Origin of the sequence: Streptomyces sp. NPDC006368 (assembly GCF_040612535.1) — a bacterium.
GTDB lineage: Bacteria > Actinomycetota > Actinomycetes > Streptomycetales > Streptomycetaceae > Streptomyces.
Genome location: NZ_JBEXQK010000012.1, coordinates 25,061 through 42,235, shown reverse-complemented (window position 1 = coordinate 42,235; position 17,175 = coordinate 25,061). Strand labels below are relative to the sequence as shown.

Sequence of the window (17,175 nt, the reverse complement as noted above, 5' to 3'; positions counted from 1 at the left end):
GCCCGGGAAGGTGCCACAGCCATGTCTCAGCCCATGTACGCCCCGCAGCAGCCCCAGCACGGCCGGCCGGAGAAGAAGCGCAATTGGTTCGCCCGCCACAAGGTCCTCACCGGCCTGGGCGCGGTCGTCGCGGTCATCGCGATCGCGTCGGCGGCGGGCGCGGGCGACGACGGCGGAGCAGCGCCCTCCAACGACGCCAAGGGCAAGCAGAACACCCCGGCCAAGCCGAAGGAGGAGAAGAAGGCCGCCGCGATCGAGGGCGACGGCGACTTCGAAGTCGGCACGGACGTCAAGCCGGGCCTGTACCGCACGAGCGGCAACAAGGACGGCCTGTGCTACTGGGAGCGCGCCAAGGACGCCACGGGCGAGACCGACTCCATCCTCGCCAACGACAACGTCACCGGCACGAGTTACGTGACCATCAAGGCGAGCGACAAGCTCTTCAAGTCCTCTGACTGCGGGGACTGGGAGGCCGTCGACGAGAAGGCCACCGGCACCCCCAAGACGGAGGCCAAGGGCGACGGCGGCATGTACAAGGTGGGCGTGGACCTCGCCCCCGGCACGTACAAGTCCACGGGTAACGAGGACGACATGTGCTACTGGGAGCGCGCGAAGGACGCCTCCCACAGCACGGACGCGATCCTCGCGAACAACAACGTGTCAGGCACGGCGACGGTGAAGATCAGCGCGACCGACGCCTACTTCAAGACCTCGGGCTGCAAGGACTGGGTCAAGACGAGCTGAACTCCGGGTCGCGACCCCTGGTCCTGACCCGGCCGCTGCCCCTGCCTTGAGCTCGTCGTTCCTCGTCCGCCGTCGAGCGAGCCCCGAACAGGACCGGTTGCATGCCGCATTACGAGGGCGCCCCACCAGCCAAGCGGCGCATCTGCTCGGCGAGGACTGACCCGCGCAGTGCGGCGGCGTCCCGTACGGCGAGGGGCTCGAACCACGGGATGAGCGCGGCGTCGTCCTGGGTCTGGCCGGGGCGCCAGGCGACGCCGTTGCCGTGGCCCAACCATACGGCGACGTCGTCGGGCACCTGCCCGCCGGAGACCTCCCGCACCTGGTCGGGGGCGATTCCGGGGGCGCGGAGCGCGGCGGCCGGGCGGTTCAGCCGTTCCGCCTCCTGCCACAGGCCTCCGATCGCACGCATCACTTCTCTATTCGGCACCGGGCCACTGTAGGCACGCTTCCTTCAGCGGCTCGTCCCCGGAGGGCGGAGGTCAGCGCGCCGGCATAGTGCGCACCGGCGACGCGGGCGCTGTCGAAGAGTTCCCGGAAGTGCGCGTCGTCGCGCCCGGTGAGCGCCCTCTCCCCCGATGCCATACCGGCCTCAAGAGCCGTGAGGTACTGCAGTCCACCGAGGTCGGCCCCGCTCTGCGCGAGCTGCCGGTCGACGTGCCCGGCGAACCGCTCCGCCCATTCCGTCAGCGGCACCGAAGCGTCATCGGGCACATCTCCCGTGGCGCTCCGGCAGTACAGCTCAATGAGCTCGGCCGCCTTGTACGGGTAGTAGGCGTGCCCCATCGGCTCCTCGTCGAAGAGGTCCAGCAGGTCCCCGAGGGCCTTCAGCAGCCGCTCCAGCTCCGCGATACGGGCCGTGGCCTACGGGTCCGCCAGACGGGCCAGCTCCCGGTGGAGCGCCTCCGCACCGGGGCGCCCGGCCACGATGGCGTCCCACTCCGGGGAGAGCCCGGAGCCGATGACGGGCGCGAACCTGGCGACCGCGACCCGCGCACGCTGGATCCTGACCGGCTGGTCCTTGGGATGCGCCTTGCGCCGGAGAAACCTCACCACGTACGCACCGACTTCACGGGGTGCATGACGAACGCGGTTCCATCCACCACAGCGCCGTCCGGCCTGCGCACGTCCAAAAGCACCCGGTGGGCCCCCGCCTCTCTCAGAAGGTCCGCGACCTCGTTCTCATCAGCACCCCAGGGGTAGAGAAACGCCGGGTCGCCGAAGGACGTCCGGTCCGCGCCAGCCATACGCCCCGGAGGGACGCACGTGTCGAACACCGCCCTCCGGTCACCCTCGGCCGCCCACCGACCGGCGACCGACTGGAGCCGCTCCCTGTTCTCGCTCCCGATGATCACGATGAAGTCGGCCTCGCCGCATCGGACAGCGCGCATGAGATCGCCTCGGCGTACTCCTCAGCGGCCCCTCGCGAGAACGCGGCAAGAGCGTCGCAGGACTCGACGTCGGTGACCGAGAGCCGCGAGTGGCGACACCACAGGTCCGTCTCACGGTGCTGGAACCAGTTGTCCCGCTCCATGGGTATCCGGCTCCGAGCGAGCTGCCAGTCGAGATGCTTGGCATAGCGCTCGGCCGTTTCCCGGAGCTGAGGCAGAAAGCGCTCGTGCCCGCGCCCGTCACCGAGCCCCCAACAGGCGTGGCTCTCCAACGCAGCCGCTTGGTACGGGTAGTAGAGCCCATCCATCGGAGTCTCATCCAGAAGGTCGAGAGCCTCGTCGGCGAGACACTCCACTCGCACGACATCGCGGGGCGCCGGTACGACCGAGTCCCAGGAGATGGCTGCCTGCATGGCCTCATGGAAACCGTGCGGCAGGGCCCCGGTCCACCAGTGCGGCCCCGGCAACAGGGAGAGTCGGGCAATCGGGAGATCGCCAGCCGAGCCGCGAGGTCGGACTCCGCCTCACTCGGCGAAGCGAGAACTTCGGTCACCACAGCCACAACTTCCGGTCAACGTCTGCCCGCGCCTTGGACTTTCCGGCGCCCGCGTCAGCGGTACTTCCTGACGGTGTCCACCATGGCCTCCGCCGATCCGGGGTGCCCCGCCAGTTCGCCGGCCCTGCGGATCTCCTCGTCCGTCATGCCGCGCGCCATGGTGATCGCCTCGTGGAGCCCGTCGGCGTTGCCGGCCTCGATCATCGCGAAGAACCACCGCAGGGCTTCGACCGTGTCCCGCCGCCCCGCCCGGCCTTCGCGGTACCAGCAGGCGGCGACGTACATGCCCCGGTCGTCCCCGGCCCGGGCGGCCCTGAGGTAGCAGTCGAGCGCCTCGGTGTCCTGGTCCATGGCCCCGAGGAGGTCGCCGAGGACGACGTACGCGTCGGTGACGCCGCCCTGCGCGGCGGCCCGCAGGAGCGCCGCCACGGCCTGCGGGTCGCGCTCGCCCCACCACATCCGGGCCAGGTTGAACTGCGCGTACGCGTCACCGGCGTCGGCGGCCTCCCGGAACAGCCGCTCGGCCGTCGCGGCGTCCTGCTCGACCCCGAGCCCGTTGACGTACAGGTACGCCAGGCTCCGCTTGCCCACGGCGCTGCCGCGCTCGGCGGCCCGCCGGAACCAGGGCGCGGCCTCGACGGGGTTCTCCTCCCATTCGAGGAGCACGCCCCCGAGCACCTCCTGTGCCTCCAGGTCACCGGCCTCGGCGGCGCTCCTCAGGGACGGCAGGGCCTCGCGCAGCGCTTCGGCGGCGGCCGGGTCACCTTCGCTCGCGGCGTCCATGAGGCGGTGGGCGGTAGCGGCTATGCGGAGGTTTCGTCGGGCACCGGGCCACTGTAGGGCGGCACCGCTTCGGTACTCGGCCCTGGGGTGTCACACGGCGGCGTCCAGCAGGTCCCTCAGTTCCGCCTCTGAGGTGTCCTGCCGGAGCGGCACATGAACGTGGTACCCCGCATCGCAGAAGACCAGGCCCAGCCCCGCCGGGGCGAGCCCGCGGAAGACCACCGCCAACCACACGGCGTCCTCGTCCGGGACGTCCAGGGAGAGGCAGGTGCCTTCCTCGTGCAGGTACGCCTCGCCGGGCCCGTCCTCCGTCTCGAAGCGCCAGCCGAAGCTCCGCATCTCATCGTGACGCGTCGCGTCGGTCTCGGCGTCCGCCCACCGGCGACGGATCGCCGCGGCCAGCGCATCGCGATCGACCCGCCATCCGGCCGCCTCGCCCTCGACGAACACCAGGTACTGCGGCATGGGCACACCTCCGATGGTGGGTTCCGCTCAGCCCTGGAAGCTGAGCCGCGGCGAGTGCGAGGCGTCGGCCGGACAGGCGAAGACCTGCATGAAGCCCCAGCGGCCGACGGTCACCTGGGTCGGGATGCTGGCGTCCATGGCGTCCGCCGCCGGCCGGTCCTCCAGGGGGATCCAGCTGCGGCTGCCGTTGTCCCACTCCTGGCTCGCGACGGTCAGCACCGGGTCCATCTCGCGGCCGCAGTCGCATGTCATCTTCGCCGGGCCGGTCCCTTGCCACCGGGCGAATCCGCCCGCCTTCCATCCCGGTGCCGTGGAGAGGTCGGACCGGTAGAGGACGGCGTCCTCGTCCAGGTCGTCCTCGTCGCCCTCCCAGGCGTCGATGCGCTCCCGCAGATCCTCCGGCAGGGCCTCGATGTCCTGGTGCTCGACGACCTGCTCCGGATCGAGCACGCACGCCACGGGCACGTACCCCTCCGAGCCCACGACCTCGGGCTCGGGCTGGTCGGTCAGTACGTCCGCGATATCGGCGGAGCGACGCCAGCGCAGTTCGACGGCGGGCTCGTGCCGGCCCTCATGAGCGTCGAAGGGGCACCACAGCACCTGGAGCAGATCGTGGTCGGCCGGGCCGGCGAGGTCGGGCACGTCCCGGCGGTACAGCTGGGCCAGGGCGAGCATCGGGATGGGGTCGGTGTCCTCCAGCCAGGGGGCGTGCCGTCCGCGCTTGAGCGACCTCAGTACGTCGCCCTCCTCCTGCGTGGGCCCCGGCTGCCGGCCGGGCGCGGGGGTGCGGCTCCACGCCTCGGCGAGGATCCGCCTGCGGAGGCGGACGTCACTCACACGGTCCCCGTACCGCCGCCGGTGCGGCTGCGTGCACATCGGCCACGGCTCGTCCGCCGGCCAGAGGAGGGGCCCGCCCACGGAGCTCTCCTGCGGCCCCGGGTTCCCGGGCCTGGGATGCAGGCGGGTCGCAGTGCGGCGGTGGGCGGCCAGCTCGGGGAAGATTGCCTCGATGTCGACGGGGCGGGCGGGGGTGGTGCGGGTCATCGCGTGCCTGACTGGTTCGCGGGTGCCACCGGCTTCGGCTCCCAGTCCACGGCGGTGCGCCACCCGGGACGATCGTGGCCCCAGTCGTTCATCAGGGTCGCGATGGCCTGGTACCGCTCCACCTCCGGCGGCGCCGGGACATGCGCCTGGTAGTGGCGGTCCGCCGAACCTTCGCGGTACTCGACCTGACAACTGTGGTCGTCGTTCATGTAGACCTGCATGTAGTGCTGATCCGCTGGTTCGCGGTCGAGCCGCTCAAGAATGACGAAGCGGTACCGCGTGTTCATCTCGCTGAGCGCATCGGCCACGGTTTCCCATGACGGTTCGTCGTGGGACTCGCCGGCCGCCGTGATCAGGCGCAGCACTGGGGTGGGCATGAGCGCGATTGTCGCACTGCGACGGCTGACACAAGACGGTGTCGGGGCACCCGCCGCGTACGGCCCTCGTTGTCTTTCGTCAAAGACAAGCTGGTCTAGCGGCGACCGTTAAAAAGCCCGCTTCCGCGTTTCCCGTGGGCGCCGCCATGTCGCACCCGTTTTCCAGAAACGGCCGGACAGTCCCACAACAGGTTAAGCAAGCTTCTAGGATCGTCGGCCGGACAAGCGCTGGATCGAGGTGAGGGAACCAGCAGGCCGAGAGGTTCTCTTGCGCAATTTTCCGCCCGCCCAGCAGCCGGCACACCACAACAGGGCTGCGCCCCCTTTCCGGAGACACAGCCCTGCTGTTTGGCGCTTAGAAACTCACGCGCTAGTCAGCCACCCCCAGCTCCCGAAGCAGCTCGAAGTCGGCAAGCGCCTCCGCGAAGAAGTCGGCTCGACGCGGAGCGACCGCCACGATTGAGTCGAACGGCGTTGATTCGAAGCGACGAACGGCGATCTTGGCGAAGTCAGGAAGCGCACGGACATCCACTCCAGCCAAGCGCTCACGGTGCAAGAGGAATTGCGTTTCCGGATCCCGTCGCACAAGGTGACCAGGGACGTAGTACAGACTCGCATCCTCAAACTCAGCCTCCGAAATATCGAGAGCCCAGTCTGTTTCCGCATCGACGTCCGCGTAGAAGGCTTCAATTCCCGCGACCAAGGCCGCCTGCATCTCCTCCGGGAGCGAAAAATTGGGCGGCGTCGTCATGATGTCACCGATGCGCCCACGCAGTACGACGCGACGGAATACACAACCGTTCAGGTGCATCAGGGACGAAGTGGCAAGCCCCTCTACCACGACATCCTCGAATCGGACGCCATCCACGAAGGACCGCTTGAGGCTGATTCGCTCAGCCTTAACGCCCCTCACCACTAGGCCGAAGCTCGGATCGTCAAACTGAGCCAGGTCGCAACCGTTGAACTCGCATCGCACGAGTTCATGGTCAGACAATTCGCGACCGCTACCAATCAGCTTGACGTTTTGGAACTTCCTTTTTTCGATCTTCATAGCTCGGTCAGTCACCATCCTTCTTGAAAACCTCGTCGATGAATGAATCCGGCACGGTCTTATAGTCGAGGATCTGCTTTCGACTCGTGATGTAGGGCCGATTCAGATGCGCGCTGATCGACGACGCACTCGCTCCGGTGATGTCGATGCCGACCTCTTTCCCTCCGTCCGCGATATGGAAGTCGGGAACTTCTTGGCCCGGCCGCGATGCACCAAGGTGAGTGATGTTCGGGTCCGTCCGGACTACGGGGTCTTCAGCGATCGCCTTCTCGATGTTCGTACCGACGAACATACGCTGAAGGAACGGCTTACGCTGACCCGCCGCGATCGCTGCCTGCGAAAGCCCTGCACGCACCTGGGCTGGCGTGCGCTTCATAGCCCGCCCCATGGCCTCCTGAAGCTTCTTGTAACTGCCCTTTCCGGCGGAACTGAGGCCCGCGATGGGGCAGGTCTGCCCAGCCGACTCCTCGGTGTTGTGCACGAGCACCGGGGTGTCGCCTGCGACGACATGGTACGTGTGCAGACCTTCGATACTGAGGTCGTACGTCACGCGCGTCGCGGTGTACTCCGCCACCCTGACGATTTCGGCCAACTTACCCGAAGAGCTTTGCACTTTCTGGCCAGCCTTGAGGTCGCCGGCCTGGGTCCAGGAGTTGCGGGTGACCTCGTAGAACTGGTGGTGTTTGGTCGTCTGAATCGTCTTCGGACCCGACTTGGTGGAGACAACGACGTCGACGTACTCCTTGTCGGTCTTGGTGACGATCACCGCCTTGACTTTATGCTTTTCCTTCTTCTTCTTGCCCGGCTCAGCCGTCAGGACATAGTCGCCGACCTTGACCTCGGAGATCGGCTTGGCGGTGGCGTTCGCCATCAGCACACCGGTCAGACCGGTGAAGCTATGCGGCGTGCAGCCCTTACGGCCGAACTTGCTCGCAGCCGCTCCGAAGACACCACCCGTCGCCGCGCCGACGGCGGTCGCCTTGGCCGCTCCCGCAACGCTGCAGCCCTCTTCGCTGGCCGCGCAGGAGATGCCGTAACCGACCGCGCCTTCTGCGGCGCCGCCCGCGGCGCCCATGGCCGCCCCTTGGGCGGTCTTGCCGCCGACACCGGCGAGCAGTCGGCCGACCGCACCGGATGCCGCGCCACCTGCCGCGCCGCCGAGGGCACCGGTCAGGCCGCCGATGGCGACCGCACCGAGGAAGCCGCCGACGGACTTCGGCCCATCACTCATCGCGTAGCCGACACCGTTGGCCACCGCGCCCGCGAGGGCACCGCAGCCGATCGCGCCGACACCGGCCGTGATCGCCGTGCATCCGGCGAACACCGCCACACCCACGGCCACCGAAGCGATGGTCGCGGCGTGTTGCTTGACGAAGTTGGCGGTTGCCTTGGCTGCCTTCTTGACGGCTCTGCCGACCTTCTTGGCTGCCTTCACCACCTTCTTGGCTACGTGTTTGACAGCCTTGGCGACCTTGCGGACTGTCTTCTTTACCTTCTTGACGACCTTGTGGGCGTAGTGCTTGACCCTCTTATAGGTGCGTTTGACGTATCTCTTGACCTTTTTGACGCTGTCGGACACGTACCGCACGGCCTTCCGGACCGATCGATACGCCTTCCGGACCGTCCGCTTGACCGCCCGCTTGATTCGCTTGGCGGCCTTCTTGACGACCCTGGCGGCCTTCTTGACAACCTTCTTGGTCTTCTTCCAGGCCGACTTGGCGACCTTCTTGACCTTCTTCGTTGCCTTCTTGACGGTCTTCTTGACCCAGCCCCAGAAGTGGCCGTTCGGGTCGGTGGCCGTCATCGGGTTGGCCGCCGCGTACGCGTAGCGGTTGCCCTCGATGGACTGCGGCAGCGGGTCCAGGTCCCAGGTGTCGCGACTGTTGAACTGGCCGGTCTGCGGCGAGTACCAGCGGGCCGCCATGTTGACCTTGGCCGTCTGGGGGTCGGTCCAGCCGGACTGGTAACCGAGGTTGCCCAGCATGCCCTGGGTGGTCAGCACCTTGCCGAAGGGCGAGTACGTCGTCGAACCGGTCAGTGCCTCACCGGCGGCGGCGAACTGGCCGATCACGTCGTCGTGCACGTCCGTCAGCGCGAGCACGGCGGCCATGCCGGTCGCCTTCACGCCCAGCAGCGAGCCGTCCGCGTCCCGGCTGTAGGTCGCCGAACCGTCCGACGCCACGTCGTTGCCGGCGCCGCTGTACTGGAACGAGAAGATCGGACCCGAGTCCGCGTCGCTCGCGCTGAGCACGCGGTCCAGGCCGTCGTACGCGTACGTACGGTCGCCCTCGTTGATGACCCGGTTGAACGCGTCCGCCTTGATGGCCGTCTGCGTCCCGTCCTCGGCGGTGATGGTCCTCATCGTGCCGCGGCCGGTGTACGTGTACGTGTTGTGCCCGTCCGACGTGAGGCGGTTGCGGGCGTCGTAGGTGTAGGTGTCGCCGCCGACGCGGGTCCGGTTGCCGGACGCGTCGTAGCCGTAGACCTCCGTGGTGGTTCCGTTGTTCCACGACGTGAGGCGGTTGGCCCAGTCGTAGGTGTACGTGTTCGTCGACGCGCCGGCCACGCCGGTGGTCGTCTTCGACGTCATGTTGCCGTTCTCGTCCCACCCGTAGGTGATGGAGGACAGCACCTTCCCGGTCGGAGAGGTCAGCTTGTCGCTGGTGATCTGCTCCAGGGCGTCGTAGCTGAACTCGCGCTTCGACTTGCCGGCGCCGTAGTCGACCGACGTCACCTTGCTGTTGACGTCGTAGCCGTAGGTCATCGCGGTGCCGGTGGCACCGTCGTTGACCGTCTTCAGGCGGCCCGCGGTGTCGTACCCGTACGTCGACGTGCCCGACGCGTCCGTCCGCGAGGTCATCGCGCCGTCGCCGTTCCAGGCGAAGGACGACGCACCCGAGGGGCCGGACGCGGTCAGCAGCATGCCGCGGTCGTCGTAGGTGAAGGTGTTCTTCTCCTCACCCGTTCCCGCGACGGCCGTGATCCGGTCGTCGGCGTCGTAGTCGTACGTGTGGTCGGCCGTCGTGGCCTCGGCGCCCGTACCCGCCTGCCGGGTCAGCCGGCCCTTGGCGTCGTACTCGTGGCTGACGACCACGCCACCCGGGGCACGCATCTCCTTCACCCGGCCGTTGCCGTCGTACACCGTGGTGAAGGTGCGGTCGGCCAGGTCCGGGTGGGACGGGGTGGACGGTTCGATCTGGGACTCCGGCATCCCCCAGCTGTTGTAGGTGGTCAGGAACGGGTTGCCCCGGCCGTCGGTGAAGCGCGTGCGGTTGCCCGCCGCGTCGTAGCCGTAGGTCGTGGTGATCGACTCGGTCGCGGAGACCGGCTCGACCGCCTTCGTCACGACACCGGTGGCGTCGTACGTCAGCCGCGTGGTGTGACCGCGGTAGTCGGTCATCGCCACGGGCTGACCCGCGCGGTCGTACGTGGCACTGCTGGTGCGCAGCACCTTGCCGGTCGCGTCCAGGTCACTGGTGGACACCAGCTGCCCGAAGCCGTCGTACGTGTTCTTGGTGCTCGTGCCGTCCGGGTCCGTCGCGGTGAGGAGCTGGCCGTCCATGTCGTAGGTGAACTTCGACGTCTGGCCGGCGCCGTCCGTCACCTCGGTGGTCTCGCCCAGCGCGTTGTACTTGTACGTCTCCTGGACACCGGTCGGGCTCACGGTCCGGGACAGCTCGCCGCCCGGAGCCTCGTACTCGTTGATCGCGGTGTACGCCCGCTGCGTCGGCTGCCGCACGATGTCCGTGCTGGTGAGCATGTTGCCCAGGTAGTCCCAGGTGCTCTCCTCACGGGCGCCGTTCGGCCGGGTCGCCGACAGCTGGTCGCCGTTGGTGTCGTACGTGTACGTCGTCGTACCGCCGCCCGGCTCCGTGACCGAGGCCAGGTCGCCCAGCTGCGTGTACGTGTACGTGGTGCGGTTGCCGAGCGGGTCGACCTCCGCCGTGACCTGGCCGAGACGGTTGTACTCGTTCCAGGCGGTGGCGGTGATCGGAGTCGTGGACCCCGGCGGGGTGTAGTTCGGCAGGCGCGTCGAGGACTCCTGGCCCTCGGCGTCGTACGCCGTCACCGTGACGTTGCCCAGCGGGTCGGACGACTCGGTCGCCTCGCCGAAGGTGTTGTAGCCCGTCATGGAGACCGGGCGGATCGCCACGGCGGCCTCGCCGTTCTGCTCCGCGTTGACGACGGGCTCCGTGACCGTGGTCTGCTGACCGGCCTCGTCGTACCCGTAGTCGGTGGTGTTGCCGTTGGTGTCCGTCATGGACACCGGCAGGCCGCGCTGGTCCAGCTCCCACGTCGTGGAGCGGACCGAGCTGCCCGCGGCCGGCAGGGTGCCGCCGCGTACCGCCGACACCTGCGCGGCGGTCAGGGCTTCGCTGTAGACCTGGACGTCGTCCAGGCCGCCCTTGTGGTTGCCACCGTAGCCGCCGGCCTTGTGCCGGCCGAGCTGCAGCGCCCCGGTCGCCTCCCACGGAGAGGTGTAGGCCACCTCCTTCGAGAGCGTGCCGTTGACGTACAGCCGGATCTGTCCCGCGGCGGCGTCATAGACACCGGCGAGGTGGGTCCAGGTGTTCGCCGTCACAGCGGCCGTGCCGGAGTCGGCACGCACCAGGGTGGCGTTCGTGGCGTCCGTCGTGCGGCGGCCGAACGTCCAGCCGGTGCCCGACGAGTAGTACAGCGCGAAGCCGTAGATCTGCTCGCCGTCCTGCGAGACGAGGGTCTGGGAGACCGCTGTGTCGGTGACCTTCGCCCACGCCGAGACGGTGAAGCTCCCGCTGGTGTTCACCACGGGGCCCGAGGTCTGGGCATACGAGTTGGCGTCGCCGTCGAAGACCGCGCTGCCACCCCGGTCGGTGTTCCAGTGCATACCGGTGCCGTGGGTACCGGTGTGGTTGGCGCCCGAGGAGTCGCCCACGGAGAAGCCCGTGGTCTCGTCCAGCTTGTAGCGGGCCACGGGTGCGGTCGTGCCGTCGTGGACGGTCGTGCCGGTGACGTTGCCCAGGTGGTCGTACGTGGTGTCCGTCGTGCTGACGTCACCCGTCGCCGGGTCCCGCTCCGTCTCGGACACCACGTTGTCGTCCGGGTCGTACGACACCGTCGTCGACCGGTTCACACCCGTCGGGTCCAGCACCGAGGACGTCGTGCGGTCCGCCGCGTCCACCGTGAAGGTGGTCGTGGTCTGCCCGTCGTTGGTCACCTGCTTGATCAGGTTCCCGGCCGCGTCGTAGGTGTTGGCCTGCTCCACGAACTGCTTGCCGTTCGCCGGGTCCCTGCGGACCACGGAGGCCGACAGGCCGTCGTCCGTGTAGGTGTACTCCGTCACCCAGCCCATCGCGTCGGTGATCGACGCGAGCCGGCCCGCCGGGTCGTACGCCCGGGACTCCTGGACCAGCGTGGTCGGCGCCGACGGGTTGTTCGGGTCGCCGGTGTAGCCCAGCAGGCTGGTGGTGAGCGGACGGCCCTCGCCGTCGAAGGTGTAGGTGTTGACGTTCCCCGCGGGGTCGGTCTCCTTCACCTTGTTGCCGTAGACGTCGTACTCGAACGACGTGGTGTCGCCGCCCGGGTCCTTCCTGGTCGCCATGCGGTTGTACGCGTCGTACGTCATGGTCGTCGTACGCGGCGCGTCGCCGCCCGTGAGGTCCTCGACGGTCTGCGTCAGGACGTTGCCGTCGGCGTCGAACGACGTGGTCGTCCTGGCCTGGTGCACGGCGCCCGTGACGCGGTTGGTGACCTTCGGGTCGGTCTCGGTGGTGACCTGGTCGTTCTTGTCGTACGTGAACGTGGTGGTCAGACCGCTCGGCTGGGCGTCCGTGACCTCCGTCTCGGTGATCTTCCGGCCGAGGTTGTCGTACGTGTACTTCTTCGTGGCGCCGTTGGCGTCGGTCACCTCGGCCAGGTCGCCGTTGGCGAAGTACTTGTACGTCGTCTTCTTGCCGCCCGGTGTCGTCACCGTGTCCATGAGCCCGGCCGGCGCCTTCGCCGTGCCGCCCTCCGCCGCCGGAGTGGCGGTGGTGGTGTAGGTCGTGGTCGCGGTGCGGCCGTTCGGGTGGCCGGGCACGGGCGGGGTGGTCACCGAGGTGACGTTGCCGGCCGTGTCATAGGCGTAGCTGGTGAGGTAGGTGTTGTCCGCCGGACCGGAGGAACGGCCGTCGCGCTCGGTGAGCATCAGGTCGTTGCGCAGGTCCATCGGCGGGAACGCCGTGGTCGCGTCCGGGAAGTACGTGTAGTACTCCGTGGCGCACTTGTTCGCCGCCGTGTCCTGGCAACTGGTCTGGGAGACCGTGTTGCCCCGGACGTCGTGACCGGTGATGCTGCGGTTGCCGTTGGCGTCCGTCACGGTGTGCAGGAAGCCACCCGTGTCGTAACCGTACGTCGTCCGCTTGCCGTTGGTGTCGATCGCGGCCAGCAGACGGTTGCCCATCTCCGCGTCGTACACGTACGTCAGCGTCTTGTTCGTCGGGTCGGTCAGCTTGACCGTGCGCACCGGGGCGATCCCGGAGGACGCCTTGTACGCGGACCAGTGCTGCTCGACCTCGTCCTCGGTCAGGCCCTTGGAGTGGACCGCGACCTCGGCGATGGACCCGGTGAAGTAGCTGACGTCCCCGGGCGAGCTGAACCAGCCGCGCAGGGCGCCGGCGCCGATGTACGTGCGCTTGTTGTTCTCGTCCTTGGCGGCGCCGTTGAAGGTGCCCTGCCTCACTCCGTCCAGGTACAGGGTCTGCGTGGTCCCGGACGCGGAGAGCACCGCGTGGTGCCAGGCGTTGTCCGTGACCGTCTTCGTCGACCCGAAGTCGGCCGTCGAGCTGCCGCTCGCGCTCCACCAGTGGCCGCGCAGCTTGCCGTCGGCGCCGACGTACAGCAGGCCCGAGTGGGAGCCCGCGTTGGGGTCGGCGTCCGTGATGGCCCGGTCCTGGTCGGTGACGAGCGCGCCCGGCTTGGTGGTCTTGAACCACAGCTCGACGGAGCGCTCCGGCTTGTTGTGCCAGACGCCGTACGGCACCTCCAGGTAGGAGCTGGTGCCGTTGAACTGCGCCGCCGTGACGTCGCCGGTGCCGAACGGGCCGGCCACGCCCTGCGTGACGGTGTTGTACGTACCGAAACCGGTGTGGATCTCGTTGGCCGCCTGCGGCGCGCCCTGCGTGTCGTCCAGCCGCCAGTAGCCGGACGGGGCGGTGCCCATCACGGCGGAGCGGTAGACCTGCGAGGAGCCGGTGATGGTGGCCGGGTTGAGCTTCCAGGTGCCGCCGTCGCCGTCCGTGGCCTGGGTGACCACGTCGTCGGTGGTGTTGTAGGTGACGGACGCCTGGGTCTTGCCGCCCGGCGTGGTGATCTTGTTGAGCAGTCCGGCGGACCGCTTGGCGGCCTGGTACTGCGCGGTGATCACCGACGGGTCGAGCGGCTCGGAGTAGATGGCGACCTCCGCCATCTGGCCCGTGTAGTGCCCCAGCTTGTCGTTCGGGTTCATCGCCGGCCAGCCGTCGGTGTTCACACCGGCGCCGAGCGAGATGTACGGCTGCTCCCAGTCGTTGATGGTGCCGGACAGGGAACCCTGCGAGACGCCGTCCAGGTAGAGGGTCTGGCTGTTGGCCACACCGGTGAGGACCGCGTTGTGCCACTGGCCGTCGGTGACGGTCGCGGTGGACGTGATCGTGGTCATGCAACCGGGCGACATTGCGAGGCAGCCGCGCAGCTTGCCGTCCGTGCCGACGTACACCGCCGGGGTGTTCTTCGTGGTGGCGCCGACCGGGTCGGTCCCGCTCAGCGGCTTGTCGCCGTAGTAGAAGAGGACGCCGCCCGCCGTGGTCGTCTTGAACCACAGGGACACCGACATGTACGACGGCGTCGCGCCCGGGGCGCTCGGCATCTCGACGTACGAGGTGGTGCCGTTGAAGGTGGCGGTCTTCTGGGTGGAGCCCGCCAGGACGGACGCGGAGCCCAGGGTCACGTTGCGGTACAGGCCGTTGTACTTGCCCTGGTTGCTGTCAACGGCGTCCTTGGCCGCGGTACCGGAGGTCTCACCGAGGCGCCAGTAGGCGAACGGGTCGGCGTCCAGCACCGTGGTGCGGTAGTGGTTGCCGGTGGCGTAGCCGTAGACCGTGCACTTGGTGGCGTCGGCCGGCGGGCACACCTTGGTGAGCTGGTCGCCGGTGTAGCCGTACGTCCAGGTCTGGACGGTGCTCGCGTCACCGGCCTTCGCCGGGTCGGTGGCGACCGTCGCGACGTGCGCGGCGGTGGCACCGGCCGGGGTCTGCCAGGTGAGGGTGAGCGACCGGTTGGACGTGGTGTTGGTCATCTTCGTCAGCTGGTACGACGCGTTGTACGTGAACGTCGCGGCCCGGCCGGCGTAGTCGGTGATGCTGGATATCGCCTTCACCCCGGCCTTGGACGTGGCCTGCGTGAACGCGTAGGCCGTGAAGTCCTTGTCCGTGAGCTTGTAGCCGCCGGTGACGGCCTCCAGGCGGGCGTACCGGCCCAGCGGGGGCTGGAAGGTGCCGTCGCTGTTGCGGCCGAAGGCGACCTGCTCACCGCCCGGGTAGGTGATGACGACGCTGGCGAGGGCGCCGGCGCCGTCCTTGACCTCGGCGGCCTTCATGTCGACGACCGTCGACCAGCCGGCGCCGAAGGCGCCGTCGACCCGCGGGTCGAGGCTGTTGTACGAGCGGTCGATCTCCAGCGAGGGGCCGATCACCGGGATCTCGGCGTCGGTGTCCTCGGTGGTGTAGTTGCCGTCGGACGGGTCGAACTCGTGGCCGTCGGTGTTCTGGGCGAGGCCCGAGGTGACCGGCGGCTGCGGCACGGCGGTGGTGAAGCGGCTGGGGTAGGTGACTTCCTCGTAGCCGTCGGTGACTCCGACGTACCAGGTGTAGTTCTTGCTCCACTTCAGCTTGCCCGCGGGAATCTTCCACGAGCCCTTGGTGAGCGGGCTGGCGCCGGAGGTGACGACCGGGGTGGTGCTCTCGCTGTCCGCGTCGTACACCTCGAAGGTGTACTGGAGGGACGCGTTCGGCCACTTGTCGGCGTCGCTCGCGTAGACCAGCAGCTCCGGCTGGAGCGTGTTGGCCTGGAAGTTCTCCGGCGGGTACTGGGCGTTGACCTGCGGCTTGGTGTTGGGCGCGTAGGTCAGGTCCAGGGCGGGGCGGAAGCCCGCGGTCGCCGAGTTGTCGGAGTGGAACTTCTTCCAGTGCAGGTTGTCGGTGGTCGGCGCGGTCAGGGCGAGGCCGTGGTTGGCGCCGCCGGTGGCGACCTGGGTGAACCAGCTGGTCGACAGGGACACCGGCATCTTCACGCCGACGCTCATGTCGGGAGGGTCGTTGCTGCAGGACGTGCCGGGCGTACCGGTGGCCGTGCCGATGGCGGAGCCGTAGGCGGGGCCGGGGTAGCTCGTGACGCCCGAAGGGGTCCAGGACTGGGTCACCGGGTGGACCGTGAAGGGCTTGGCCACGCAGGTCGAGGACCAGAACGCGTAGACGTTCAGGGTGGCCGCGGAGACCTTCTGGCCCTTGAGCGTGGTGCCCAGCGAGGGGAACTGGAGGAACGAGTTCGCCTTGGTGGTACCGGCGTCGTAGGAGCCGACCTTCAGCTGCGTCTCGGTGGAGTGGTCACCGGCGATGGTGTTCTGCGCGTACGTGGTGTTGCTGGCGGTGACGGTCGGGTCGACGGTCACCGGGTAGACCCGCTCGGGGTCATCCAGCCACGCGCGGTCGGCGGTCATCCGCAGCGCCGGCTCGCCGTCCACGGTGGTCAGCTCGTAGCGGACGGCCCGGGACTGGGCGGCGTCGCCGGAGCGCGGGTCGACCTTGGAGTCCTCCATGTACGCGTGCGGGATGGTGGCGGTCACCTCGCCGGCGGCGTCGGTGAACTCCACGTCGCCGTCGTCCGCGACGCGCGGCGTGAGGCCCTTGACGTCGAGGGGGAAGAGCCAGGAGTTCGCCGCGTCCGCGGAGCGCAGGACGATGTTCTCCTTGAAGCCCTCCGCGAGCGGCACGAGCTGCACATCGGTGTCCGGTAGCACTCCGGCGTACGTCACGGTGCCGTTGGCCGCCACGGACGGCTCGGCCTTCGCGGCGCCGCGCAGCGCGTACGCGAGGCTGCGGCCGGAGCCGAAGTCGACGGAGGCGAGCTGCTGGTCGGCGGCGTCGGGGGCGAATTCGACGTCGAGGGAGTTGGCCCGCTGCTGGAGCCTGCCGTCGGTGTCCTCGGTCAGCCGGGTGTCGATCCGCTTCCAGGCGCCGCCGTCCTTGAAGTTCGTGCGGCCGGTGTAGTGGCGGATGGTGGTGGAGCCGTCGGCGTTGACGTAGTAATCGGAGGTCGCCGTCGACTTCTTGGCGTCCCGCTTGCTGGTCGCCGGGTCGAAGCTCTTCGCCGTGGGGCGGGCCTTGCCGGTCGTGGCGGGGTCCTCGCCGTCGACAGGGCGCTGATACGGGTCGAGCTCACCCTTGCCCTTGCCGGGCTTGCGGCCGACGCCACCGTCGGCGCTGGTGGCTTCGGCGGAGGCCTTGTGGCTCTTGCCGCGGGCGGTGCCGCCGTCCTGGTCGGGGGTGTCCAGCGGGGACTTGTTGGCCCACTCCCACAGGCCGGACAAGGACAGTTCGGGCATGCTCAGCGCGGGCAGCGTCGCGCCGGTGGCGGCCGCCGTCTCGGTGGTGAGCATGAAGGAGAAGGAAACAAGGACAGATATGGCCGTAGCCCTCACCCTGCGTCTTCCGGACGGTCCCGGAGGAAACAGGCGAGGGCTACGGACCCAGCGAACGCGCATGGGCGAGCCTT

At 68.7% G+C, this 17,175-nt stretch carries 12 protein-coding genes; 1 reads left to right on the top strand and 11 read right to left on the bottom strand.

The genetic code is table 11. The annotated features are described in order from the left end of the window. Window positions 1-21 precede the first annotated feature (21 nt). The gene (locus ABZZ38_RS12335; RefSeq protein WP_356738532.1) at window positions 22-744 is read left to right on the top strand and encodes a hypothetical protein; all 723 of its coding nucleotides are present in this window, start codon (window positions 22-24) and stop codon (window positions 742-744) included. Between the two features lie 109 nt (window positions 745-853). Here ABZZ38_RS12335 and ABZZ38_RS12330 read toward each other — a convergent pair whose 3' ends face one another. The 11 genes from ABZZ38_RS12330 to ABZZ38_RS12280 all read right to left on the bottom strand — a co-directional run bounded on the left by ABZZ38_RS12330 (window position 854) and on the right by ABZZ38_RS12280 (window position 17,059). Next, complete coding sequence (locus ABZZ38_RS12330; RefSeq protein ID WP_356738530.1) at window positions 854-1,153, bottom strand: hypothetical protein; 300 nt, start codon at window positions 1,151-1,153, stop codon at window positions 854-856. After that, window positions 1,153-1,527, bottom strand: coding sequence for a hypothetical protein (locus tag ABZZ38_RS12325; RefSeq protein WP_356738528.1), 375 nt, complete (start codon window positions 1,525-1,527; stop codon window positions 1,153-1,155). Before ABZZ38_RS12325 ends, ABZZ38_RS12330 begins: the two co-directional genes overlap by 1 nt. Window positions 1,528-1,605: 78 nt before the next feature. After that, window positions 1,606-1,797 carry a hypothetical protein gene (locus ABZZ38_RS12320; protein ID WP_356738526.1) on the bottom strand — a complete coding sequence of 64 codons (192 nt, stop codon included), beginning with the start codon at window positions 1,795-1,797 and terminating at the stop codon, window positions 1,606-1,608. Next, window positions 1,791-2,096 carry a hypothetical protein gene (locus ABZZ38_RS12315; RefSeq protein ID WP_356738524.1) on the bottom strand — a complete coding sequence of 102 codons (306 nt, stop codon included), beginning with the start codon at window positions 2,094-2,096 and terminating at the stop codon, window positions 1,791-1,793. The genes ABZZ38_RS12320 and ABZZ38_RS12315 overlap by 7 nt, the downstream gene beginning before the upstream one ends. After that, window positions 2,093-2,545, bottom strand: a complete 453-nt coding sequence (locus ABZZ38_RS12310) for a hypothetical protein (protein WP_356738522.1) — start codon at window positions 2,543-2,545, stop codon at window positions 2,093-2,095. Before ABZZ38_RS12310 ends, ABZZ38_RS12315 begins: the two co-directional genes overlap by 4 nt. A 197-nt stretch (window positions 2,546-2,742) precedes the next feature. Next, the gene (locus tag ABZZ38_RS12305; protein ID WP_356738520.1) at window positions 2,743-3,471 is read right to left on the bottom strand and encodes a tetratricopeptide repeat protein; all 729 of its coding nucleotides are present in this window, start codon (window positions 3,469-3,471) and stop codon (window positions 2,743-2,745) included. A gap of 90 nt (window positions 3,472-3,561) precedes the next feature. Beyond that, complete coding sequence (locus ABZZ38_RS12300; RefSeq protein ID WP_356738518.1) at window positions 3,562-3,936, bottom strand: hypothetical protein; 375 nt, start codon at window positions 3,934-3,936, stop codon at window positions 3,562-3,564. A 27-nt stretch (window positions 3,937-3,963) separates the two neighbouring features. Then, on the bottom strand, window positions 3,964-4,980 hold the full coding sequence (locus ABZZ38_RS12295; protein ID WP_356738516.1) for a hypothetical protein: 1,017 nt from the start codon (window positions 4,978-4,980) through the stop codon (window positions 3,964-3,966). Then, window positions 4,977-5,345 carry a hypothetical protein gene (locus tag ABZZ38_RS12290; protein WP_356738514.1) on the bottom strand — a complete coding sequence of 123 codons (369 nt, stop codon included), beginning with the start codon at window positions 5,343-5,345 and terminating at the stop codon, window positions 4,977-4,979. The genes ABZZ38_RS12295 and ABZZ38_RS12290 overlap by 4 nt, the downstream gene beginning before the upstream one ends. 382 nt (window positions 5,346-5,727) lie before the next feature. After that, complete coding sequence (locus tag ABZZ38_RS12285) at window positions 5,728-6,408, bottom strand: hypothetical protein (RefSeq protein ID WP_356738512.1); 681 nt, start codon at window positions 6,406-6,408, stop codon at window positions 5,728-5,730. 7 nt (window positions 6,409-6,415) lie between these two features. Then, window positions 6,416-17,059 (bottom strand): LamG-like jellyroll fold domain-containing protein, encoded by a 10,644-nt coding sequence (locus tag ABZZ38_RS12280; protein ID WP_356738510.1) that lies wholly within the window; start codon window positions 17,057-17,059, stop codon window positions 6,416-6,418. Window positions 17,060-17,175 lie beyond the last annotated feature (116 nt).

What these genes read in the sequence shown, in the direction of transcription:
- ABZZ38_RS12335 (WP_356738532.1), top strand. Translation starts at nt 22, where the DNA reads ATGTCTCAGCCCATGTACGCCCCGCAGCAGCCCCAGCACGGCCGGCCG.
- ABZZ38_RS12330 (WP_356738530.1), bottom strand. Translation starts at nt 1,153, where the DNA reads ATGCGTGCGATCGGAGGCCTGTGGCAGGAGGCGGAACGGCTGAACCGC.
- ABZZ38_RS12325 (WP_356738528.1), bottom strand. Translation starts at nt 1,527, where the DNA reads ATGGGGCACGCCTACTACCCGTACAAGGCGGCCGAGCTCATTGAGCTG.
- ABZZ38_RS12310 (WP_356738522.1), bottom strand. Translation starts at nt 2,545, where the DNA reads ATGCAGGCAGCCATCTCCTGGGACTCGGTCGTACCGGCGCCCCGCGAT.
- ABZZ38_RS12305 (WP_356738520.1), bottom strand. Translation starts at nt 3,471, where the DNA reads ATGGACGCCGCGAGCGAAGGTGACCCGGCCGCCGCCGAAGCGCTGCGC.
- ABZZ38_RS12300 (WP_356738518.1), bottom strand. Translation starts at nt 3,936, where the DNA reads ATGCCGCAGTACCTGGTGTTCGTCGAGGGCGAGGCGGCCGGATGGCGG.
- ABZZ38_RS12295 (WP_356738516.1), bottom strand. Translation starts at nt 4,980, where the DNA reads ATGACCCGCACCACCCCCGCCCGCCCCGTCGACATCGAGGCAATCTTC.
- ABZZ38_RS12285 (WP_356738512.1), bottom strand. Translation starts at nt 6,408, where the DNA reads ATGAAGATCGAAAAAAGGAAGTTCCAAAACGTCAAGCTGATTGGTAGC.
- ABZZ38_RS12280 (WP_356738510.1), bottom strand. Translation starts at nt 17,059, where the DNA reads ATGCTCACCACCGAGACGGCGGCCGCCACCGGCGCGACGCTGCCCGCG.